We start from the raw sequence: 22,944 nt of genomic DNA on the forward strand, positions 1-22,944 counted from the left end.
CAAAAAAGACCTGATTTTCATCAAGTCTTTTAATTAAAAATCTGAATTCAATTATTATTTTAGAAGCAATAGCATCTGGTATTTTTGGTTAGATAGTGTCCTTGCTCTTTACTAAATACTTTCTTTATTTAAAGGGAAAAAATAAAGATAAATATTTAACAATCAATACTACAACCAGATCGTTACTACTTTTTCATAATCTTCAATAATAATCAAAATCAGATTTATACAGTTGCTAACTCAGGAATAAAGAGCTCCTGTAGCTCATTTTTATACACATCCAATTGGTTTTCGATAGTTTGTTTACTTTTCTCAAACCAATCGTTAGAGGACAATAATGATTGATAATATTCAATACCATCATTCAAATTGGTTCTAAACGCTTTTAATTTTTTGACTTGCGGTGCTGTAATTTGCTCTGAAAATTCATTGATTTCATTTTTCAAATAATCCATGTACATTTTCAATTCATTGATAATTACATTTGGACGCTCTTTATTTCCAAGCACTGATGCATTTCCATAAATGTGTTTCACCATATCCAAAAGAGAAATTTCCCTGTCAAAATAAGCCAAATTCGGTCCTGGGCAAATAACAACCCCTTGCGATTGCCCTTTTATTTTAATATCATTTTCAAGATAAGCGGTATTTGCCAAACCTACACATAAACATGATTTCTCTGTGATGCTGTTTTTCTTTTTATCAAAAGCTACTTTAGACATAGAATCCTTTATAGCATTTAATTCTTCTAATTTTAAATCTTGATAACTTTTAGAAGCTGGACACATTCCTTTTGGGCCATACTCTTTACTCAACGCTAAGAATTTTTTAGGACAAGAACTTCCTGCTTTATCATCTTGAATACGTTTTTGTTTAAAAAACTCATTAGTTGTGCCTTTCACTGCATTAAAACGAATACCTAATGGCGAAATATTACTCAAATAAAAATCATCTTCTTTGGCTTTTTCTAACAATGTTCGAGTAGCTTTATCTACAGAAGTAGCTTCTGGAACTAATAGAAAAGGAGAACCCCAGCCCACAGAATCAACCTGATATTTCTCTAATAAAAAATCATGTTCCTCGGCTGTACCTACACCACCTTGCACCGTAATTTTTAATTCCAACGGTGCCTGAGGAACATGTAGTCCTTTTATTTCCAAAGATTTCACCATCAACTCATGAGCCGATTGTATTAATTCATCTTTCTTTTGTTTAAATTCTTCTAAGATTGGTCCTAATAAATAACCATCTGTAGCAAAGGCGTGACCTCCACAGTTTAAACCTGATTCTATACGATATTCAGAAACCCAAAGCCCTTTTTTGGCTAAGAAATTTCCCTGAATCATTGCCGAACGAAAATCACTTACTTTCAGGATTATTTTCTTTTGTAGCTTATTATTGGTATCAGGATAAAAAACAGGAAAGTTTTCAAAATAAGCGTACAATCTCGGATTCATTCCCGCCGAAAGCACCACTGATGAAGATAGATTACTATTGGCAAAACCACGCAGAGACGCATGAGCATCATTGAATTCTACAGGTAATTGTTCGTCTTTAATAAAATTATCTTTATCGACTTTAGTCATGATATTTACATCAATCTCACCTGGTGAAAGATTTTCTTCAAGGTAATTTTTGATAGTATCTTTAAAAGCAATTCCGTCGTCTATAAGATTTTGAAGTCCTTTTTTAATTTCTGATTTATTAGGTAGCATCGCAATATAATTCTCCAAAGCCTGTTTGCTTTCTGCTAATTCTAATTTGAATTTTTCGAATTTATCTTTTACAATAGTATCCATCAAATTTAAATAAGAAGTAACACGCTCGGCACGATAATCATGGATTTTTTCTGTGATTTCCTGATATGGTATTTTGAATTTTTCGCTATAGAAAGCATTCATTTTTTCAATCAAATCGTCATCTATAATAGAGACAACAGATGATATTCCATATTGAGCCACTCGTATTGGGCTATCAATTGTATAAGCCAATCCCATTACAGGAATATGAAAAGTGTGTAGTGGTTTTTTAGTCGTCATAGGTCTAAAAATTGATTCATTAAAGGTTTGTGCAAATATCACCATACTAATTTGCTTAAAAACTGATAAATATCATACGAACATGAATCATATTGGAATAGATTTACCAGTTGTAAAAACCGCAATGGCATTTTTTTAACAAAAACATCTTTTTTGATACTTTTAGAAAGTCAACGAAATCGTGTAGCTTCAAAGTTTTACCTTATATTTGCATAGAATTAATCTCAATTAAAAAAACACCATTAAAGTTTTTAAAAAATGAAAAGTCTTAAAGAACGTATATTGGAATTAAAAAAAGAAAAAAATGCGGTTATACTAGCGCATTATTATCAAGAATCCGATATTCAAGATGTGGCTGACTATGTGGGAGATAGCTTGGGATTATCTCAAGAAGCAATGAAAGTTGATGCCGATATTATTCTTTTTGCAGGAGTTCATTTTATGGCCGAAACTGCCAAAATATTAAATCCTACCAAAAAAGTAATTTTACCAGATTTAAAAGCAGGCTGTTCTCTAGCTGAATCATGTCCTCCGGAAGATTTCAAAAAATTTACTGAGGCCCACCCTGATCATATTGTAATCACTTACGTAAACTGTTCTGCCGAAGTTAAGGCATTGACTGATATTGTGGTTACGTCTTCAAACGCTGTCAAAATTGTAGAATCTATTCCAAAAGATAAACCTATAATTTTTGCACCAGATAAAAATTTAGGAAAATATGTAATGGAGCAAACAGGCAGAGAGATGCTACTTTGGGATGGATCGTGTATCGTACACGAAGCATTTTCACTAGACAAACTGATAGCTTTGTACAAACTGAATCCAGATGCTCAAATCATTGCACATCCAGAATCTGAAACGCATATTCTAAAAACTGCAAACTATATTGGTTCTACAGCAGGGATGATTAATTATGTAAAAACCAATCCAAGCAACAAATTTATTGTAGCTACCGAAGCTGGAATTTTGCATAAAATGAAACAGGAAGTACCTGATAAAATTCTGATTCCGGCTCCGTCGAACGAAGACAATACCTGTGCTTGTAGTGAATGTGGATATATGAAAATGAACACCTTACAAAAAGTATACGACTGTTTATTGAATGAAACTCCCGAAATTAATGTTCCTGATGACATTAGAGAAAAAGCATTAATCCCTATCGAACGTATGCTCGAATTATCTTAAGAATGATTACAACCAATTATTTAATTATAGGTTCTGGAGTTGCAGGTCTAACATTTGCACTCAAAATGGCCAATCGTTTCCCCGAAAGAAACATTACCATTGTAACCAAAGCAAATGCCGACGAGTCTAACACTAAATATGCTCAAGGTGGTATTGCTATTGTTACCGACAAAACCGAAGATTCGTATCAAAAACATATTGAAGACACCCTAATTTGTGGTGATGGATTGTGTGACGAAGAAGTAGTTAAAATGGTTGTAACCGAAGGCCCTAAACGATTAAAAGAATTGATTGAATGGGGTGCTCAATTTGATAAAAATGCCAAAGGAACTTTTGACTTAGGCAAAGAAGGCGGACATTCTGAAAACAGAGTAGTTCATCATAAAGACCAAACGGGTCACGAAATTCAGCGTGCTATTTTGGAACAAGTAATGAATAAAGAAAACATTACCGTTTTGGATCATCATTTTGCATTAGAATTAATTACACAAGATAATCGTTGCGTTGGTGCTTATGCGCTTGACGAAAAGACAAACGAAATACTTACCTATCAATCCGATTTTACCTTACTAGCCACTGGCGGTATTGGACATTTATACGGACACACCACCAACCCTATCATAGCAACAGGAGACGGAATAGCGATGGCTTATCGTGCGAATGCTGCTATTCAGGACATGGAATTTATACAATTTCATCCAACAGCTTTATTTGATAAAGGAAGTGGCTCAAAATTTTTAATTTCCGAAGCGGTTCGCGGTTTTGGCGCTCATTTGAGAACCAAAAAAGGCGATTTATTCATGGAACGTTATGATCCAAGAGGCGATCTGGCTTCGAGAGATATAGTTTCGCAAAGTATTGATTTGGAACTCAAAAAATCGGGAGACGAATGTGTTTATTTAGATTGTACACACTTAGATATGGTTGGATTCAAAAAACATTTTCCGATGATTTATAACCATTGTAAAAAAATGGGTATTGATCTTGAAAAAGACTGGATTCCTGTAGTTCCTGCCCAGCATTATTTATGTGGAGGAATAGTGGTTGACCGCAGTGGAAAAACCTCTATAGAAAATTTATTTGCCTGTGGCGAATGTTCAAGAACTGGTTTGCACGGCGCCAACAGACTTGCTTCAAATTCACTTTTGGAAGCTTTAGTCTATTCCGATAAAATATACCATTACTTGGCAGATAATCCATTTACAGCGACAAAAACAACTACTGCTATCCCAGAATGGTCTATTCAATCTAAAACAAAAGTATCACCAGAATATATCGCTCTAACTAAAGCAAAACTGCAATTATTAATGCGTCAAAATGCTGGAATCGTTCGATTTGAATCGGATTTATTGAAAGCTAAAGAAACGCTTAAAAGTATGCAAACCGAAATCAATGAAGTGATTCAAAATCATTTAGTTTGTACTGATTTATACGAATTGAACAATATGTTAGCTATCGGAACGCTTATTGTACAACAATCTATTGACCGTAACGGTAATTGTGGCGGATTTGTAAAATTTGATTCGAAAGACATTTAACAAACTACTTTTTGAAATAAAAAAATCCTAGCTATAACTAGGATTTTTACTCAATAAAACTATTTACAATTTTTTATTTTTGTTGTTTTTGATTTCCAGATGGCAAGTAATACAGCCAACTAAATCCTATCAAAAACAAAATTAAAGAAGCTACAAAAGCAGGTATCAATATTTCTCGATTGTTATCTAAAGCGTTATTTAAAGAAGCATATAATAACCAAATCTGAATGGTAACATTCAAAATTAATATAAAAATTAAGGTCGAAAGAATGTTGTTTAGCTTATTAGGATTGGCTTGATTCTGACTGGTTCTAAAAGTACTCATAATAATATATTTTTAGTATTTAAACAGCATGTTCTTCGTGATGAGATGCTTTTACATAGATATCGTTCTCTTTAAAAAACACTTCCAAACTTGGTAAAGCTCTTGGTGGCGGTCCTCCCAAAACATCTCCTGTTTTCGCATCAAATGAACCTTCGTGACAAGGACAGTGAATAATTCCCGTGCCAGGTTTATAAAAAACTGAGCACGATAAGTGTGTACATTTTTGCTCATAAGCCTTGAAATCTCCGTTTTCTAGATGAATCAAAATGTAAGGTATGGTACTGCCTTTGATTACAAAAGCTCTGGTTCCACCCAGAGGCACTTCTTCTTTTTTGCAAACAAAATGTTCTCCTTCTACTTCTTCTTTGGGAAGCAAATAGGCTTTAGCAGCAACTAATCCACTACCTACCATCAATCCGCCCGAAACAAGGGTAAGGAATTTAGCAAAATCACGACGACTAACATTTGTCGCTTGCTGTTTTAGAATTGGAAAATCTTTCTTCCAATTTTTATTTAAATTATCTTCTTTTGACATTCTTTTATATTGTAAAAGTTTCAGATTCCGTTTATAGCTGCTGATTTTAATATATTATCAACTCAGTACTTCCTTTCGGCATCATAATATTCACTTTGGTATTGACGATTTCTTTACCAAAAATAAAACTATTGACTGGTGTACTGTTTGGACGCATTTCTTCAATTTCAGTTCTTGTTCCAAAAAACAAAGCGCCACTTGGACAAACCGTAGCGCACATTGGTTTTTTACCAATACTAGTTCGGTCATAACACATCGTGCACTTCATCATCAAATCATAGGATTCTTCTTTTTTAGGCACACCAAAAGGGCAAGCCATCACACAATTAGAGCAACCAATACATCTTTCTGTATTTGCAGTATGTACAATTCCGTTTTCATCTTTGGATATCGCATCGGCAGGACATACATTCGCGCATACAGGGTCATCACAATGCATACAAACCTGAACTGTGGTTTGCACAGTTGCAGCTCTATCCACATAATTAACGTGAATTAAAGATTCCTGGCCGTTCGTTTCACATTCGGCGCAAGCCAATTCACAGGCTTTACAGCCAATACAACGCTGCATATCTACAAAAAATTCCTCGTTTTTATTGAAACTCGTATAATTCATCTTTCTTTTTTATAGATTAAACGCTTGCATATGCCGTTGATTCTTTAGATGGTGCCGCAATCTCTTTGAGCGGTTCCAAGTGGCAGGCACACACTTTAAATTCAGGAATTTTCGAAATCGGATCTAATGTTCCAGGTGTTAATTGATTCGCCGATTTTTTACCAGACCAATGATATGGAATAAAAACAGTATCCTCCCGAATCGTTTCTACTATATTCGCAGGAAAAATTCCTTCCCCGCGTCGGGTAGAAACTTTTACTAATTCTCTTTGCTTAATCCCATATTGTTGCGCCATTTTGGGATGAATTTCCAATAATGGTTCTGGAAATTGATCTACCAATTTACCAATACGACGAGTTTGTGTTCCGCTTAAATACTGAGACACCACACGACCTGTCGTCAAAATCACAGGAAAATCTTCATCAGTTACTTCACCAGGTAGTTTGTACGGAGCAGGATTAAAATGTGCTTTTCCATCAGGAGTTTTAAACTTTTTGTCTTCCCACAATCGTGGTGTTCCCGGATGACCTATTTCTGGACAAGGCCAAAAAACACCCATTTCATCTTCAATTCTTTTATATGTAATTCCGTAATAATCGGCCGTTCCACCTTTGGATGCTACCCGCAATTCATTAAAAATAGCTTCACTATTTTCATAGGTAAATTTATCTTTTACCCCCAAACGTTTCGCTAATTCCAAAATGATAGAAGTATCTGTTCTAGCATTACCTGGAGGCGTAACCGCTTGACGAATACGAATCACTCTTCCCTCTGCAGATGTAGTTGTACCCTCTTCCTCTTCCTGCAAAGAACCAGCAAGAATTATATCGGCGTGGCGCGCCGTTTCATTCAGGAAAAAGTCAATACACACATAATACTCCAATTTCTCTAAAGCTTCGCGAACGTAATTACTATTTGGTAAAGAAACCAACGGATTAAAACAAATCGAAATCAATCCTTTAATTTCACCACGATGAATAGCTTCGATAATTTCATAAGCCGAAAGTCCTTTTCCAGGCATATCTTTTTCGTCTATACCCCAAACTTCCGAAATATACTTACGGTGTTCAGGATTCTCTATATCTCTGTTTCCAGGTAATTGATCACATTTATGACCATGTTCTCTGCCTCCTTGACCATTTCCTTGACCAGTAATTGTTCCGTAACCACAATATGGCCTTCCAATTCTTCCTGTTGCCAATACTAAATTGATACAGCCCAAAACATTATCTACACCTTTTGAGTGGTGTTCGATTCCACGAGCGTGAAGTAAGAAACTCGTTTTAGCTTTACCCCATAACTCAGCGGCTTCGCGAATTTTATTTTTATCAATTCCAGTTATTTCCTCAGCCCATTCTAGAGTATAATCCTTTACAGCATCAATCGTTTCTTGAAAACCTGAAGTATAATTATCTATAAAATCATGATCCAGCATATCGTGATCCACCAAATATTTCAGCATGGCTCCATACAAAGCCGAATCCGTTCCTGGGCGAACATCAAGATGAATATCCGCAGTTCTTGCCAACGGAATCATTCTTGGATCTATTACAATAATTTTGGCACCACGATCACGAGCTTTCCAAATCCAGTGTGTCAAAGTTGGAAATGTCTCACTAATATTAGCACCCGCAACAATTATCACTTCCGCATACTCTAAATCCGAATAATTATTCGAAGCCCGGTCCAATCCAAATGCTTTTTTGTTTCCAGCACCAGCACTCACCATACACAAACGTCCGTTGTAATCCAGATTTTTAGTTTTCAAAGCCACACGAGCAAACTTCCCAACCAAATAACTTTTTTCATTAGTCAGCGAAACACCCGATAACATAGAGAATGCATCGTTCCCATACTTCTCTTGAATACGTTGAATTTCCGAAACCGTTTTACTCATTGCATCGTCCCAATCCAAAGGCACAAAACCTTGTCCTTCCACTCTTTTCAAAGGCGACAACAATCGGTCTGGATGATTATTTTGCAAATAGCGCTGTACTCCTTTTGGACATAATCTTCCCTCATTAAAAGGAAATTCCATCCAAGGTTCAAACCCCACTACTTTATTTTCTTTCACCAATAATTGAATTCCACATTGCATTCCGCAAAAACAACAATGCGTTTTCACAGCCTCATCTGGCTCATCCCTGCCCACATATCCGTCCTTAGGCGCATAATTAAGCGTAGGTCCAAAATGTTTTACTATATTCTCTTCTTTAACTGGTAATTTCGCCATTTTTATTTTTTTACAGTTAACTGTTTTTTAAAATCATTATCTAAAATCTGAATTCTGCAATCTGAAATTCATTCTCTGGGCGTGCCACCATCCTGATAAAAGGGCTAATTCTCTTTGTGGTTATACGCCCTTTTATCAGGATGCTGTCGGGCTATTCAGGCTACTTCGGTAGCTTCTTTCTATCCCTCACGCAGTCCTAACAACCTTTATCTATAAATGAAACGATAGTATTTATAACATCTTTCAATATTTATCCAAATAAATTCCCGCCTTCTAGCCTGGCTTTCAAATGTGCTTGTGCCAATCGAGATCTTTTACCTTCTGGACTCAAATCTAAATGAGATGTACCGTCTTCATGCGTAAAATCAAAACCCAATTGCTCCGTTACGGTTTTCAAATCCTGAATATGCAGTTTGGTAGCAAACTCCTCGCCTGTATGCGGGCAAACTGCCATTCCCAACTTCCTACCTTGCTTGTTGTAAATATGTGCCCCAATTTGAGCAGGGCGCTGAATTATATGAAAAAACTTTCCAAACGGAATCCAAATCAAAAACATTATCACTGTAACCGCGTGTAAAACAGCCAAGAAATCAAATGCAAATCCTTTCATAAACTGATAGGAATACGTCAATCCCAATCCTGTTACCGAAATGGCAATCAATAAAATTAACGGTAGCAAATCGCCTTCAAAAGACTGAGTGGCAATTAATCCAGGATTCGTCAAACGTCTTCTCAAATAATAAAGAGAACCAAAAATAACCAAGTACGAAGACCAATTCAAAGCGTGAAAAGTCAAAAATGCGGTAATCGAATCCAAATTAAAATCCATTACTTTAAATCCAAAAAAATACGCTTCGTACACCGAAATTGAATTTGGAGCCATCGCAAAGTTAATCCAACCAAAAGTTAGTGGTATCGTAATTAAAAATGCAGAAGTACAACCTACAGCGATCATAAAATGTGCCATCCAACGGTATTTCCCCCTTGGATAAATAAACTTTTGAAAAGCAATATTCTCTACAGATTCCTTAGTAGCAAACCAAAAATGCGAAAACACCTTTCCTGTTATCAAATACGTAATCCCACGTTTGAAATAAATCCAAGTAGGTGGTCTTTGCAACCAAACCGTATAGCGATATATAATTCCAAAAAAAGCGAACACCGTCCCAAATAAATAAGTCACCAGTGCCGCATCAAAATTTTGTAGTTTTCTGGAACCAAAAAAGACAAGAGCAACCATAAAAATCGAAAGCCCGGTTGCAATCAGTAAAGCTTTGGTGTTATATGTTTTGTTTTTCATACTTAAATGCATTTTTCTTATAAATCATAAGTTCAAGTTTAAAGCAGGTTAAAACGAACTCAAGTTTAATTTAAAAACCGTTTTATTTTATTGTAAAATTAGCAAAAGAAACACTAAGTAAAAATACTTAAGTAATTTTGTAAACACAAATGGATAAAAATATGTTACATTATAAAATATTATATGACTATCCTTTTCTAATACTAATTATAGAAAATGGCACACAGATAACACGGATTAAACAGATTCTCACAGATCGAATTTAAAAGTAACTATAAAAATCCGCGCCAATCAGTTTAATCCGTATAATCCGTGGCCTATTTTTTTATTAAGTCCGCATAGCAGACAATCATATAATATTAATATGCTCTATCTCCATATTTACAGAAGTTAGCTTAACTCGGTTTCTCACATCCTTTACGATTATAAAACCACCAATTGACAGTAGTAGCTAATATAGTGAAAAGAATCAATCCTATAAAAAATTGATTTACAGTTCCATTTGCCGAAATATTATTTCCAATTAATATTGAAAAAATAAAAGGTCCAAAAGCAGCAATCGCAGCTGTCCAGCCAATCACACCAGCAGCCTGACGCTGGTTTTCGGAAAAAATGATTGGAAACTGTCTAAATGTACCTGCATTTCCAACGCCTGTAAAGAAAAACATTGACAAAATCACCCCAACAAACAATGGAAATTGATCCATACTCGTTGGAGAAACCAAACCTTGCGTAATCAATATAACAGCACCAGTTAAAATTCCGAATCCAGTGATGGTAGTTAATATAGCTCCCCCTATTTTATCAGCCACAAAACCAAAAGCAACTCTACTAGCAGAGCCAATCAATGGACCGTAGAAAGCATACACCAATGGATCCGGCGCATTTGGAAAATCACCATATAAATATTTAATCATTAATGGAAACGCAGCCGACAAACCTGCAAATGTCCCAAAAGTCATCACATAAGTAATGGTACAAAACCAAGTGTGCTTGTTTTTAAAAATATCCATTTGTTCTTTTATCGAAGCCTGCATCGGAATACTTTTTAAAAAGAACCAACTGATAAGTGCCAAGCCTAAAAGAAATCCGGAATACCAAAATGCAGCCGATTGAATATAGATGTTTATATTTTTAACCGCCTCATTGTCTGGACTAATTTTGTTTATTATTTTTTCGGCCAATTTTGGATTAGCGTTAGCAATCGCTTTTGATTTCACTTTCTGTGGCAATGCTGCAAAAATTTCGACATTTTCATTCGAGCCCGTTGCCGCAATAACCGAATCTAACACCGGTTTTTTTACATTGGCCAAAATATTATTTTGTGCTTTGGTATCCAAAGCTGCAAAAACTTCTTTTTGTTTTCCAATTGTTGAGTCTATAAAAACATTCTGTGTTTCTTTTGCATCGATACTTGTAAATACCGATGAAGCACCGTAGATACTAACACTCAAAATAAGCGGCGTAACAAATTGAGCTAAACTAACACCAAAATTCCCAATTCCTGCTTGAATTCCCAATGCTGTTCCTTTCAGCCTTTTTGGAAAAAACAAACTTGTGCTAGGCATAAAGGATGAAAAATCTCCACCACCAAAACCTGTGGCAAATGCCAAAAGAACAAAGACCCAAAAAGGAGTATTGGTATCCATTACCGCAAATCCAACTCCAATCGCTGGAATTAATTTAAGTAAAGTTGCCACGGTTACTACATGCCTTGTCCCGAAAATAGGCAGAATAAAGGTGTGTATAATTCTTAAAAATCCTGCAGCTAATCCAGGAATGGCAACCAGCCAAAAAAGCTGATCCTTAGAAAATGGAAAACCAAGACCTGGCAATTTCACTGCTATTACACTCATCATAAACCACGAACCAAAAGACATTATTAATGACAAAGTTGTAATTATTAAAGTTCTCCACGCAATTTTACTACCTGTATTTTTCCAAAAATTTTCATCTTCAGGTTCCCATTTGTCTAGCCAAGTTTTCATATTTTTTATTTTTTATTTACATTAATCTATTCCTAAGTTTTAATCCAAGTATTTGCTAATCATCCCAACACAAATACATAAAGACCTATTAGTTTCGCAAATAACAGTACGCATCGACCAAGCAGCAAAAGAATCATTTTTTAAGAAACACTCAATCCAATAGAAATCTTTGATAATCACAATACACTAAAATGCTATAAATCAATTTTGTGTAAGGAAACAAACTGCACATCCGAATCGTTATTCTTAGCTTCTAATTATCTCATTTTTAAATAAAAAAGATAAAAAAGTCCTTAATTTACAATTGTAAAATTAATAGGTATAGAAAAGTTAAAATATGATATTTATCAGCTGAAGAAAAATAAATTAAATAAGACAAACAGTCAAGTATTTACAGCTCTTTAAATAATAGCTGTGCTACTATTTTAACCCTTATTATGAAAAATTAAATTAAGATTTTTTTGTAGAGTCATCTGGTTTATTGAAGTTCCCAATGCCCGTAATTAAATTATGCTTGAAGTAATACAAAATAAACGCTGTATAATAGCTAATATTTTGCTAATGATAGGATAAAACCAGATATTGATAAGCAAAAACATACCTAACAGATTTTAAAAATCTATTAGGATTTACAGCTAAATATGCATTAGTCAAAATCTCAAGTAATGATTCGTATTATTAACGAAAAAAAACGTTTCCTTTTCTGTAGTAAAAAAGAAATCCATCTCTAAATGCTTTTAAGAATGAAAAACTCAAAGAAAATAATTAAACAAGACAATCAGCAACCAAAGAGTCTTCCTTCTTTTTCTTTTTATGCTTCCTATCCATATCCTGAGCCATTTCGGGTAATTTTTCTCTTGACATTTTTCCAATGATACGATGCATCCAAATCAAACAAACTAATGACAATACAAAAATAAACAGCCACGAACTTGTCCAGAAACCAGTAGAAGAAAGTAAATATCCAAAAACGATTGGGCCTATAAAACCTCCTAAACCACCAATCATTCCTACCATCCCTCCAATAACACCCACTTGGTTTGGGAAATATTCAGGGATGTGTTTATAAACGGCAGCGGCTCCAATTCCCCAACAAGCTCCTATCAAAATTACTAAGACCAGATACACCCACATATTTGCATCAAAATGAATTTGTGTAATTCCACTGGCAATCAATTCTTTTTTCTGCACTTTTTGATTTTCTGTAACAACTACTTCTTGCCAAGTGTTTTTAGAGGGGAAATATTTACTAGGCTCTCCATTACTGCCTTTATCATTTACTTTATATTCTTTTCCATCAATAACAATTTTGGATGGAGTAATTTGAGTCACGATTCCTGCTTTTCCTGCCATTAAACCAGCACCTGAAGTATTGATATCCATTTTTGGGAACAACAATAAAAAACTTAAAATCACAGAACTGCTCAAAACCCAATACATTACTTTTCGGGCACCAAATTTATCAGATAAATAGCCTCCAAATGCTCGAATTACCCCCCCTGGTAAACTAAAGCAGGTTGTAAACAATCCCCCTAAAATTAAAGTGGTTTGGTATACATTCATAAAATTTGGCAATAACCACTGAGAAAAGGATACGAAAGAACCAAATAATAAAAAATAATAGGTTCCGAAACGCCATACACGTGCTTCTTTAAGTGGCTGTAAAAATTCTTTAGCTGTCTTAGGTGGAGTTGCTATTTTTTTAGTTTTTGAAAAAAGAATAAAAGTAATTCCCATAATCAATAACACAGTACCATAAATTACGGGTAAATATTTCCATCCATTTACTGGATCAGACTCTGAAAAATATTTCAATAAACTAGGCCCAAAAAAAGGTGTGATTGAAGCCCCTGCATTTCCCATCCCAAAAATACCTAATGCACGGCCTTGCCATTCTTTTGGATACCAAAGCGAAGTATATGCTACCCCTACTGCAAATCCAGTTCCTACCATTCCAAAAGCAAAACTCAACAATGCAAACATCCAGAAATTGGTAGCCAATGGCAATAAAAATAAAGGAATCGAAGCTAAAATCAGCAAGGCAGAAAATACAATTCGGCCTCCAAATTTATCTGTTAAAATTCCCATCGGTAATCGCATAATGGAACCAGTAAGCACTGGAATCCCTAAAAGCCATCCTATTTTAACGACACTCCAATTAAAAATTCCCTGATCTACTAAGAAAGTAACCAAAACTCCATTGATAGTCCAACTGCCAAAACATACTGTAAAAGCAAGCGTGTTTAAAAATAATATTCTGTGGGATTGTGCTAAGTTGCTCATAAAATAAATTTAATAGAATCTCTCTTTATCAATGACAAATTTAAAGACTAAATTCGGTTCATAAGACAAAACTAAGAAAAACTACTTAAGTATTTTTACTTATAAACAATAATATTAAATAATGTTATAATTTTATTCAAATATTGGTCCCTAATAAAGGAGAGATTATATATTCATTTAAGAAAGTATACTCTGTTATCCTTTCCAAAAAATTTCCAGAGAAAGCCCGTTTCTGACTGAATTTATTGAGAGAATAAAAAATTAATTATTGGTATTTAAACAAAACCCCGACAGCTTTAAAAACTGTCGGGTTTTGAAGATTAAATTTTATACACAGAAAAAAAAGAAATTAGTTTAGTCATAATTTTTCTTTCTGTCCATTTCTTCTTTTATCCTTTTGTTGACATCAACTTTGGCACCTTTTAATACATAAATAAAGATTTCAGGTTCTCTTGCATATTTATTAATTCGCTTTCCAGCCAAATAAACAGTATCAAATAAAGGTTTTTCAACTTTTCGTTCTGGATCTTCGTCATCATCTTCTTTGACTAAAATGACATCTTTAATTTTCATATCTAAAGGAAGCCAATTGATATAATCGGCATTAAAAGAATGAGCAGTAACTTTTTTGTTAGTACTGTAAAAATTGATAGCACCAGCTTGTCCATAATTATCACAAAGAATTAAAGTATACTCCATATCCGGCATTGTGGCACAAACTGAATCTACTTTTACAGCCAATTGTTTCCATCCAACCATATCAGCAAAATCTTGTTGCAATATATGTTCCTTTCCATCTTCCCAACGATGCATTCCGAATTTTTGAAATTCTGCGGCATGACTCACAATATATTCAGGACTTTTATTTGGAAAATCAATTTTGTACATTGGGATAAAAATCAACAAAGGAATTACGATAAAAACTGGAGCTAAATATCTCTTCCAGCCTTCCTTTAATTGTTCAGAAAGATACACTGAACCAAAAGCAATATAAATAGGATACAATCCAATTGCATAATAATCTTTGGCTTTGAAATACATAAAAACGGCCAGTGTAAAAAGTAAAGACCAAAATAACGGTTTATATTTCTCAAATGGTTTATAAAACAATAAGGCAAATAATGCAGAAATAATCACCAATAAAGAACCTATAAAAAAAGATAATTGCGATTTTAAAAAATCCAATCTATCGACGTGAACTAGTTGTGTGTCGGCCAGTTCTTTTAAATGATGAATCACTGGAAAGTTGTTTTGGAATTGCCAAAAAAGATTAGGTGAAATGAGTAACAATCCAAAAATAAGTGCCAAATACAATTTTGGCTCAGCAAATATTTTACGTTGTTTCGTTACTAATAATGCTGGAAATAATCCAATGATTAAAAAAACGATATTGTATTTATTTAAAAAACCGAAAGCAAATACAATTGCCCCAATCAAAAGCCATTTTGTATTTTCCGAATTAATGTATTTGATTAAGATAAAATACAAAGTTGTCCAACACAAAACATCAAAAGAATTGGGCTGATATAAAGTATTTAATCGCAAAAGTGATGAAAACAAAATACAAGTCGCTCCCAAAACCAAGGCAAACAAATTTCCTTTTAATTCTTCAATGGCTTTCCATACAACAACGATTGTCAATGCACCAAATAAGGCCGGAAAGAATTTTATCCAAAAAACCGAATTTCCTAAAAGTAAAATAATATACGAAATCCAAGATGTAAATGGCGGAACCGATAAATATCCCCAAGCCAAATGATGCCCTTGATCTAAATGTAAATATTCATCACGCTGTAGATCGTAATCTGAACTTATTAATGAATATTGCAAAACAAATTTGAAAATAATAAAGCCGAGTAATAGGTAGTAGTGGTCGGAAGAAATTCCGGCCACTTATGTTTTAAAGACTTTTGAAGGATCTCCACCTGCCAACGTTATCATTATTGCAGTAATAAGTTCTCTAAGTTCCAAAACAAATCTTCTTTTAGCGGTTTTATAACCAATATTATTTGCTTTTTTATATATAAGGATAAGCATTGCTACAATTAAAGTCATATAAACCATTACTTCTATTCCATTTTTGCTGAGTGAAACAAGATGACTAAAATTGAGTTCTTGTTTGATAAATCTAAAAAAAACTTCAATATCCCATCTTTTCCTGTAATAATCAGCAACTTCTTTAGCAGTAAGTTGAAAATCATTAGTAATAAACCAAAAAACTTTTTCGGGATTTTGTTTGTTTTTCACAACCACTAGCCTGAATTGATTATCGACTTTTTCTTGGCGATGATGTGTGTTCCCTCGCTTGTTTTTTATTGGAACACCTGTGTAAAGGTTGACAATACTGTCTTGAATTAAGATATTTTCTCCAATATCTAAATCCTGATTTTCCAGAATCAAAGACCGTATTTCTTGATGTTTTCGGTTTTCCTTAGACCTGATAACAAATTTGATATTCTTTTTATCAAAGTCTTTCATAGTTCGGGTGGATTGAATACCTCTGTCGATAATGTAAATATTGCTATGTTCAGTATCTTTTTTTACTTGATTTAAAATAGCTTCGGGAAGAGCATTATCTTCTGCTGAATATCTTTGAGCATTAAATATCTCAACACCAGAAGGAAGAATTCCGTCAAAGGAAACACTATATTTTATAAGTTTTTTACCGCTTTTTTGATCAATACCTTCTTTGAGTTTTCCAGCAGCTTCTGCAACAATGGTACTATCTACCCGAATTAAATTATACTTGCCTCTTTCTAACTGATTGTAACTCTCAGAAAAACGATCATACATACATTCAAAAATTTCTTTGAAATAACTCGCATCAATCTTCGAGAGTCTCTCTGAAATTGAACTTCTTCGGATAGTTTCTGATTCATCCAAGTTAAATATAGATTTAAAACCTGAATAGTTAAAGGTGTCTTCCAATGTTCGTTGGCTGAGCTTTTCGTTATCCATTATAGAATATAAAAGCAGATAAAATACTTTTTTGCCATGAAGAACTTTTGAATAATGATCTACTTTAGTACTGGTGGAAAGATGGGATAAGAGAGCCTCTGGAATGAAGCCTAATAACTCTTTAACGGATACTTTGTGGTCTTTAAAATTTGCCATAGATTACTGATTTACCAGTAATAAATATACGTAAAATCAATACTATAAACAAGAAAAATCTCGTTAAATAAATAATTAAAAACAAAAAAAGTCGGAAGATTTTCTTCCGACCATGACTAAGTAATAGGAGTGTTTTTTTAGTCATTTGAGATTTTATTTAAACCAACAAAGCCGATTTATTTTCAATATCATTTTCAAGCAACAGCGATTTGATATTATCATAAGTAACCAAAGCAATCTGCGTTAAAGCTTCGTTAGTAAAAAAAGCCTGATGTGCAGTTACCAAAACATTTGGAAAACTCATTAAACGCTGGATATCATCATCTTGAATTATATCCTCTGAAAGATCTCTGAAAAACAATTTCTCTTCCTGTTCATAAACATCAATTCCTAAATAATCAACAACACCATCTTTTAGAGCCACAATTATATCTGATGTATTGATCAAACCACCACGGCTTGTATTGATAATCATGACATTGTCTTTCATCAAAGCAATAGAATTTCTATTTATTATATGCTTGGTCGCATCATTTAAAGGACAATGCAATGAAATAATTTCACTTTCTTTAAAAACAGTATTCAAATCCGTAAATACAACTCCATCTTTTTCCATTTCAGGATTGGTGATGATATCATAAGCCAAAACTTTGCATCCAAACCCTAAAGCGATTTTAGAGAAAGCTTTACCAATATTTCCAGTTCCTATAATTCCGATTGTTTTACCGTGCAAATCAAAGCCCAATAACCCGTTTAATGAAAAATTTTGTTCTCGAACTCTATTGTAGGCTTTATGCGTTTTTCTGTTTAAGGTCAAAATCATTGCCATCGCATGTTCAGCAACTGCCTGAGGCGAATAAGCGGGAACTCTGCAGACTTTAATATTGTATTTCTTGGCAGATTCTAAATCGACATTATTAAAACCTGCACAACGCAAAGCAATAATTTTTACATTTTTATCTGCTAATTGTTTAATAACCGATTCGTTTACAATATCATTTACAAAAACACAAACAACAGCAGAATTCTGAATTAAGGTAACTGTTTGCGGATTAAGCTGTGTTTCGAAAAAGTCTAATTCGAAACCAGATTCATTGTACTTATTAAAGAAATTTTTATCGTAAGGCTGTGTCGAAAAAAAGGAAATTTTTTGGCTCGTTAAATCAGTTTTCATAAGTCCTTGTATTATTCCTGTTAAAATCTATTAGATGAATAACAAAGCTAACTAAATCTGATGAAGTTATAAGAGTAAAAATTTAAAAATCATCCCCCAATCTTAATCATACTCCTGTTTTGAGAAAACAGTTCAGGATTTTGAAATTTGGCATCATCATCCATACCGCCTCGCATGGCGTGTTTAGATTTTATGTTTTGAAAAATAAGAGGTTCTATTGATTCTCCTGCTCTTAAAGTATCCAGCAAAGAAGTTTCAGTATTAGAAAACAAACAGTTTTTTAGTTTTCCATCAGCGGTCAATCGGATGCGATTGCAAGTACTGCAAAACGGATTAGTCACTGAACTAATTACAGAAAAGCTTCCGTTATAAGATGCTATTTTATGATTTTTAGCGGTATCATTTGGTTTGTCTTGAATTCTTTCTACATTCGATTCAGAATAGAAGCCATTCACTTGCGAAAGGATTTCAGCATAACTCACCAACTTTTCTTTATCCCAACGATTCCCATCAAAAGGCATAAACTCAATAAACCTGATTTGAATATTTCTGTCTTTAGTCAACTCAATAAAATCAACAATTTCGTTATCATTGAAGCCTTTGATAACCACAACATTTAGTTTTACCTTGAAATTATTTTTCTCCAATAAATCGAGATTTTCTATTAGTTTTTCAAAATAATTGCGACGCGTAATTTGGTTGAATTTATCTTTTTTCAAACTGTCAATACTTACATTCAAAGTTGTAATTCCAGCTTCTTTGAAAGTATCTATAAAATCGTGAACCAGAATTCCATTGGTAGTTAAAGTTAGTTCAACTCCAAGTTTTCCGAGTCGTTGAATAATGTCTTTAGCATCTTTTCTAACCAAAGGTTCACCACCGGTTAATCTAATTTTAGTCACGCCCAAATTCACAAAAGTCTGGGCAATAGTAACAATTTCATCCGCAGTCATCAGATGCGCTCTTGGCGTAAGCGCAATCCCCTCGGCAGGCATGCAATAGGTACATCTCAAATTACAATGTTCTGTAATCGAAATGCGGAGGTAATTATGCCCTCTACCGTGAGTGTCCTGCATTTGAATTGTTTTATTTTCCATGGTTAAAACCATTTAGTATTTTGAATAAATGCAATATTGATGGAAAAACAGCATCCATCGATTCACTGGCTCCTGCCGTAGAACCTGGCAAAGCCATAATCAGCGTATTTCCTTTAAAACCTACCACACTTCTGGACAACATCGCATAAGGCGTTCTGTCCTGACCGTAAGAACGAATTGCTTCCTCTATACCAGGAATTCGTCGATCCAATAACGGAATTACCGCTTCCGGAGTAACATCTCTGTTAGACAAACCTGTTCCACCCGTTAGAATAACCAAATCCTTATTACCAGCACACAATTTATTTATCGTTTCCTGAATGTCACTTACCTCATCTGGAATCACCGTAAAATTAGAAATGCTTAATCCTAACTTTTTAATTTTATCCGAAATTACTTTTCCAGCTCTGTCTTCTTTTTTACCGCTAGCCACACTGTCCGAACAAACAATTACAGCTACCGATAAATCCAGATCTTCTTTAACTCCAAAATCTGATTTTCCACCTTTTTTGTGGAGTAATTTTATCGTCGAAATTTCAACTTGTTTGTCGATAGGTTTTAGCATATCATACATTGTCAAAGCTACAATTGATGCTCCATGCATCGCTTCAACCTCAACACCTGTTCTGTAAATTGCTTTGACTGTTATATTAATTACTATCGAATCTTCCAAAAACTCGTACTCAATACCCGTAAATTCAATCGGCATCGGATGACAATCGGGAATAGAGTTAGAAGTATTTTTCACAGCGAATAAACCTGCAGTTCTAGCTACTTCTAACACATTTCCTTTTGGAACAGTGTTATTCAAAATTGCCTGCATTGTCGCTGGAGAACCAACTTTTACAATCGCTTGCGCCGTGGCGGTGCGTTTGGTAATAATTTTATGAGTAATATCAACCATGAAGATTTTTGATTTTAGATTTTTGATTTTGAATTAAGATTTACGCTTATTTTACAAAATCTGTGACAATTTGTATAATCTGTGTTTTTATGAGTTCTTTTTCCAAGTATACGATTCGTCTTCAAAAATTTCTTTTCCAAAAACCGCTGTCTTTTCTTTTATTTCTTCTACCAAAAATTCCAAAGCTTTATAGACCACTTTTCGTCTTGGTGCCGAAACAAAAACAAACAAACAAATCTCCCCTGTTTTTACAGTTCCTAAACTATGATAAATATGTAAACAGGATAATTCATATTTAGCGAAAGCTGCTTCCCTGATTTCATAGAAAGCTTGTTCTGCCATTTCTTCATAAGCTGTGTACTCAATAGCTGTAACTATTTTTCCATCAATTACATCGGCACGAACCTGACCTAAGAAAATATTATGAGCACCAATAGTAGTTTTACTTTGGTGTTTGGCAATCGAATTCCCAATGAACTCTGATGTTATTTGTCCCTGAATGAAAGAATTTTTCTTTGGTTTATCTGTTGACATTATATTTTGTAATTTTTATTTTTATTGAATTGTTATTACAATTGATTATTCAGAGACTCTATCCCTCTTCCTAAATGAAAGACACCTACGAATCCTGATTTTTGGAGATGATGCATTGCTGACAAACTTCGTTGACCCGTTTGACAAAACAAAATGATCTCTTGATTTTTATCCAATTTTTTACTGTATTCTTCCAATTCACTTAACGGAATCTGAATAACATTTTTTCCTTTAAACTCTGGTTTTTCATCCGTTTCCCGAACATCAATAACAACCATTCCTAACTGATTACATTTTTCTAAAAAAGCCTCAGGACTTAGATCTTCTATTGTTTTTTTACGATTCAAAAGCTGACTTCCGTTTATAAATCCTTTTTCGATTGCTTTAGGATTTTTAGCAAAATCAATGATTTGAGTTTGAAAATGCAAAGCGTCATAAATCAATAATTTCCCTGATAAAACTGTACCGATTTCCAATATTATTTTGAGAACTTCAGTAGCTTGTAACGTTCCTAACGTATTAGGCAAAACACCCAAAACTCCAGATTCAACACAATTCGGAACAGCATTCAATCCTTCCTGCTCTGGAAAAAGGCAACGATAACTTGGTCCATTTTTATAATTGAAAACCGAAACCTGTCCTTCAAATTTATAAATCGAAGCATACACCACAGGAATCTTTTTAACTACAGCCAAATCATTTATCAGATAACGAACGGTAAGCGTATCGGTACAATCTACAATAATTTGATAATCCTGAACAATTTCGCAGGCGTTTTGTGCATTAAAAAATTCTGGAAAAACATTTACTTTTAACTCTGGATTGAGTTGTAAAATAGCGTTTCTTGCAGTTTCTGCTTTCCCCTTTCCACAATCTTTCAAAGTATAAAGCAATTGACGGTGCAAATTGGTTTCGTCCACCACATCTCCATCAACAATTCCGATAGTTCCAACACCCCCACCTGCTAAGTTTTGCAAAACTGGACAGCCCAAACCTCCGGCACCAATTACCAAAACACGAGCATTTTGTAATTTTAGTTGACCTGATTCTCCTATTTCAGGAAGCATCATTTGTCTGGAATATCTGTTTATGTTAATCATTTGTATTCTTTTATTTTTAGAACAGTTGCCTGCGTGAGGGATTGAAGTGGGGCTTTTTTTTGAGGCGTTTTTCAGCCTCAAAAAAAGCGGGAACGAAAAACCCGACCCGTAGTTTTTCACGAAGGGTCACGCCAAAATTAAAAATTAACCTCCCGCAAAAGGCGGTAAAAAAGCAATTACATCCTGATCTTTTATATTGTAATCCAAACTACTCATTGATTGATTTACTGCAATCGAGTAATTCATTTTTTTTAATTCTTCGTAAGTCGTTTCTATCTTAGATTTCAAAAAAGAAACTGACGCATTGGTTTCTTCCATAGAAAAAATTTCTTCTTTTTTCTGGGTAATATCAACGAGCGAACCAAAATATTTTAACGTTATGGTCATTTGATTAAATTTTGATATTCTTCTTGTGTGTTTATATTTTGAACTTGATTATTCCATTCTTCCGGAACAGTAATAGTCTGATGTTTAACATCATCTATCACTGTTCTTAATTTTAACTGTTTTCCAGCAATATGTTCACCAAAAACAACCCGCATCGAACGATCGTAAACGCCAACAAGTGGACTTGTTTTATCTCCAATTGTAGTTTGTGTCACCATAAAAGTTTCATCATGACTAGCCACTAACCATTCTAATAATTCAGTTGACACGAAAGGAACATCCACGCTCAAAACTAAATTTACTTTGGTTTTAGAAGCGTTTAAAGCTGAGTATAATCCACCAACAGGGCCTTTGTTTTCAATAATATCTTCCACTCTGGTATAACCAAAAGCATCATATTCCTTATTACTCGAAATAATTAAAATATTAGAACCGACAATAGGCTTCAAAGCATCACAAATATGTGTAATGAATGGTTTTCCGTTTAAATCCAACAAACCTTTATCAGTTCCCATGCGTTCACTTTTTCCACCTGCTAAAATTATTGCGGTTACATTTTTTTCCATTTTCTCGTTTTTACTGGTTATTTGGT

General features: G+C 34.1%; 19 protein-coding genes. 2 read left to right on the forward strand and 17 right to left on the reverse strand.

What is annotated here, in order from left to right; genetic code table 11:
• Nucleotides 1–224: 224 nt before the first annotated feature.
• Complete coding sequence (locus CLU82_RS04425; protein ID WP_100841947.1) at nt 225–2,039, reverse strand: hypothetical protein; 1,815 nt, start codon at nt 2,037–2,039, stop codon at nt 225–227.
• Nucleotides 2,040–2,297: 258 nt separating this feature from the next.
• Here CLU82_RS04425 and nadA point away from each other — a divergent pair, with 258 nt between their 5' ends.
• Nucleotides 2,298–3,224 (forward strand): quinolinate synthase NadA, encoded by a 927-nt coding sequence (gene nadA, locus CLU82_RS04430; protein ID WP_100841948.1) that lies wholly within the window; start codon nt 2,298–2,300, stop codon nt 3,222–3,224.
• Between the two features lie 2 nt (nt 3,225–3,226).
• Nucleotides 3,227–4,762, forward strand: coding sequence for an L-aspartate oxidase (gene nadB, locus CLU82_RS04435; protein ID WP_100841949.1), 1,536 nt, complete (start codon nt 3,227–3,229; stop codon nt 4,760–4,762).
• A gap of 73 nt (nt 4,763–4,835) precedes the next feature.
• On the opposite strand, the gene CLU82_RS04440 is transcribed toward nadB, so the two are convergent.
• From CLU82_RS04440 to CLU82_RS04515, 16 genes are all read right to left on the reverse strand, one after another.
• Nucleotides 4,836–5,087, reverse strand: coding sequence for a DUF6755 family protein (locus tag CLU82_RS04440; RefSeq protein WP_100841950.1), 252 nt, complete (start codon nt 5,085–5,087; stop codon nt 4,836–4,838).
• Between the two features lie 19 nt (nt 5,088–5,106).
• The gene (locus CLU82_RS04445; RefSeq protein WP_100841951.1) at nt 5,107–5,622 is read right to left on the reverse strand and encodes a Rieske (2Fe-2S) protein; all 516 of its coding nucleotides are present in this window, start codon (nt 5,620–5,622) and stop codon (nt 5,107–5,109) included.
• A gap of 46 nt (nt 5,623–5,668) precedes the next feature.
• On the reverse strand, nt 5,669–6,238 hold the full coding sequence (locus CLU82_RS04450; protein ID WP_100841952.1) for a 4Fe-4S dicluster domain-containing protein: 570 nt from the start codon (nt 6,236–6,238) through the stop codon (nt 5,669–5,671).
• A gap of 16 nt (nt 6,239–6,254) precedes the next feature.
• Nucleotides 6,255–8,471 carry a molybdopterin oxidoreductase family protein gene (locus CLU82_RS04455; protein WP_100841953.1) on the reverse strand — a complete coding sequence of 739 codons (2,217 nt, stop codon included), beginning with the start codon at nt 8,469–8,471 and terminating at the stop codon, nt 6,255–6,257.
• A gap of 250 nt (nt 8,472–8,721) precedes the next feature.
• Entirely contained in the window at nt 8,722–9,771 is a 1,050-nt protein-coding gene (locus CLU82_RS04460; RefSeq protein ID WP_100841954.1) for an MFS transporter, read from the reverse strand.
• Nucleotides 9,772–10,166: 395 nt separating this feature from the next.
• Nucleotides 10,167–11,759 (reverse strand): NarK/NasA family nitrate transporter, encoded by a 1,593-nt coding sequence (locus CLU82_RS04465; protein ID WP_100841955.1) that lies wholly within the window; start codon nt 11,757–11,759, stop codon nt 10,167–10,169.
• A gap of 765 nt (nt 11,760–12,524) precedes the next feature.
• The gene (locus CLU82_RS04470; RefSeq protein ID WP_100841956.1) at nt 12,525–14,042 is read right to left on the reverse strand and encodes a nitrate/nitrite transporter; all 1,518 of its coding nucleotides are present in this window, start codon (nt 14,040–14,042) and stop codon (nt 12,525–12,527) included.
• Between the two features lie 354 nt (nt 14,043–14,396).
• Nucleotides 14,397–15,872 (reverse strand): glycosyltransferase family 39 protein, encoded by a 1,476-nt coding sequence (locus tag CLU82_RS04475; RefSeq protein ID WP_232735212.1) that lies wholly within the window; start codon nt 15,870–15,872, stop codon nt 14,397–14,399.
• A 63-nt stretch (nt 15,873–15,935) separates the two neighbouring features.
• Nucleotides 15,936–17,156, reverse strand: coding sequence for an IS4 family transposase (locus CLU82_RS04480; RefSeq protein WP_100841957.1), 1,221 nt, complete (start codon nt 17,154–17,156; stop codon nt 15,936–15,938).
• 157 nt (nt 17,157–17,313) lie between these two features.
• Nucleotides 17,314–18,330: a 2-hydroxyacid dehydrogenase gene (locus tag CLU82_RS04485; protein WP_100841958.1), complete on the reverse strand. Its 1,017-nt coding sequence runs from the start codon at nt 18,328–18,330 to the stop codon at nt 17,314–17,316.
• Between the two features lie 89 nt (nt 18,331–18,419).
• Entirely contained in the window at nt 18,420–19,427 is a 1,008-nt protein-coding gene (moaA, locus tag CLU82_RS04490; RefSeq protein ID WP_100844934.1) for a GTP 3',8-cyclase MoaA, read from the reverse strand.
• Nucleotides 19,417–20,337 carry a bifunctional molybdenum cofactor biosynthesis protein MoaC/MoaB gene (gene moaCB, locus CLU82_RS04495; RefSeq protein WP_255409729.1) on the reverse strand — a complete coding sequence of 307 codons (921 nt, stop codon included), beginning with the start codon at nt 20,335–20,337 and terminating at the stop codon, nt 19,417–19,419. Before moaCB ends, moaA begins: the two co-directional genes overlap by 11 nt.
• Before the next feature lie 81 nt (nt 20,338–20,418).
• Entirely contained in the window at nt 20,419–20,865 is a 447-nt protein-coding gene (locus tag CLU82_RS04500; protein WP_100841960.1) for a molybdenum cofactor biosynthesis protein MoaE, read from the reverse strand.
• A gap of 35 nt (nt 20,866–20,900) precedes the next feature.
• Nucleotides 20,901–21,965, reverse strand: a complete 1,065-nt coding sequence (locus tag CLU82_RS04505) for a HesA/MoeB/ThiF family protein (protein WP_157813320.1) — start codon at nt 21,963–21,965, stop codon at nt 20,901–20,903.
• 144 nt (nt 21,966–22,109) lie between these two features.
• Nucleotides 22,110–22,352, reverse strand: coding sequence for a MoaD/ThiS family protein (locus CLU82_RS04510; RefSeq protein WP_100841962.1), 243 nt, complete (start codon nt 22,350–22,352; stop codon nt 22,110–22,112).
• The gene (locus tag CLU82_RS04515) at nt 22,349–22,918 is read right to left on the reverse strand and encodes a molybdenum cofactor guanylyltransferase (RefSeq protein WP_100841963.1); all 570 of its coding nucleotides are present in this window, start codon (nt 22,916–22,918) and stop codon (nt 22,349–22,351) included. The genes CLU82_RS04510 and CLU82_RS04515 overlap by 4 nt, the downstream gene beginning before the upstream one ends.
• Nucleotides 22,919–22,944 lie beyond the last annotated feature (26 nt).

The organism is Flavobacterium sp. 5, from assembly GCF_002813295.1.
GTDB lineage: Bacteria > Bacteroidota > Bacteroidia > Flavobacteriales > Flavobacteriaceae > Flavobacterium.

Coding starts and splice junctions, on each gene's coding strand:
- CLU82_RS04470 (WP_100841956.1), bottom strand. CDS start 14,042: ATGAGCAACTTAGCACAATCCCACAGAATATTATTTTTAAACACGCTT.
- CLU82_RS04510 (WP_100841962.1), bottom strand. CDS start 22,352: ATGACCATAACGTTAAAATATTTTGGTTCGCTCGTTGATATTACCCAG.
- CLU82_RS04460 (WP_100841954.1), bottom strand. CDS start 9,771: ATGAAAAACAAAACATATAACACCAAAGCTTTACTGATTGCAACCGGG.
- CLU82_RS04515 (WP_100841963.1), bottom strand. CDS start 22,918: ATGGAAAAAAATGTAACCGCAATAATTTTAGCAGGTGGAAAAAGTGAA.
- CLU82_RS04450 (WP_100841952.1), bottom strand. CDS start 6,238: ATGAATTATACGAGTTTCAATAAAAACGAGGAATTTTTTGTAGATATG.
- CLU82_RS04485 (WP_100841958.1), bottom strand. CDS start 18,330: ATGAAAACTGATTTAACGAGCCAAAAAATTTCCTTTTTTTCGACACAG.
- CLU82_RS04455 (WP_100841953.1), bottom strand. CDS start 8,471: ATGGCGAAATTACCAGTTAAAGAAGAGAATATAGTAAAACATTTTGGA.
- CLU82_RS04505 (WP_157813320.1), bottom strand. CDS start 21,965: ATGATTAACATAAACAGATATTCCAGACAAATGATGCTTCCTGAAATA.
- CLU82_RS04480 (WP_100841957.1), bottom strand. CDS start 17,156: ATGGCAAATTTTAAAGACCACAAAGTATCCGTTAAAGAGTTATTAGGC.
- CLU82_RS04465 (WP_100841955.1), bottom strand. CDS start 11,759: ATGAAAACTTGGCTAGACAAATGGGAACCTGAAGATGAAAATTTTTGG.
- CLU82_RS04425 (WP_100841947.1), bottom strand. CDS start 2,039: ATGACGACTAAAAAACCACTACACACTTTTCATATTCCTGTAATGGGA.
- nadB (WP_100841949.1), top strand. CDS start 3,227: ATGATTACAACCAATTATTTAATTATAGGTTCTGGAGTTGCAGGTCTA.
- nadA (WP_100841948.1), top strand. CDS start 2,298: ATGAAAAGTCTTAAAGAACGTATATTGGAATTAAAAAAAGAAAAAAAT.
- CLU82_RS04500 (WP_100841960.1), bottom strand. CDS start 20,865: ATGTCAACAGATAAACCAAAGAAAAATTCTTTCATTCAGGGACAAATA.
- CLU82_RS04440 (WP_100841950.1), bottom strand. CDS start 5,087: ATGAGTACTTTTAGAACCAGTCAGAATCAAGCCAATCCTAATAAGCTA.
- moaA (WP_100844934.1), bottom strand. CDS start 19,427: ATGGAAAATAAAACAATTCAAATGCAGGACACTCACGGTAGAGGGCAT.
- CLU82_RS04445 (WP_100841951.1), bottom strand. CDS start 5,622: ATGTCAAAAGAAGATAATTTAAATAAAAATTGGAAGAAAGATTTTCCA.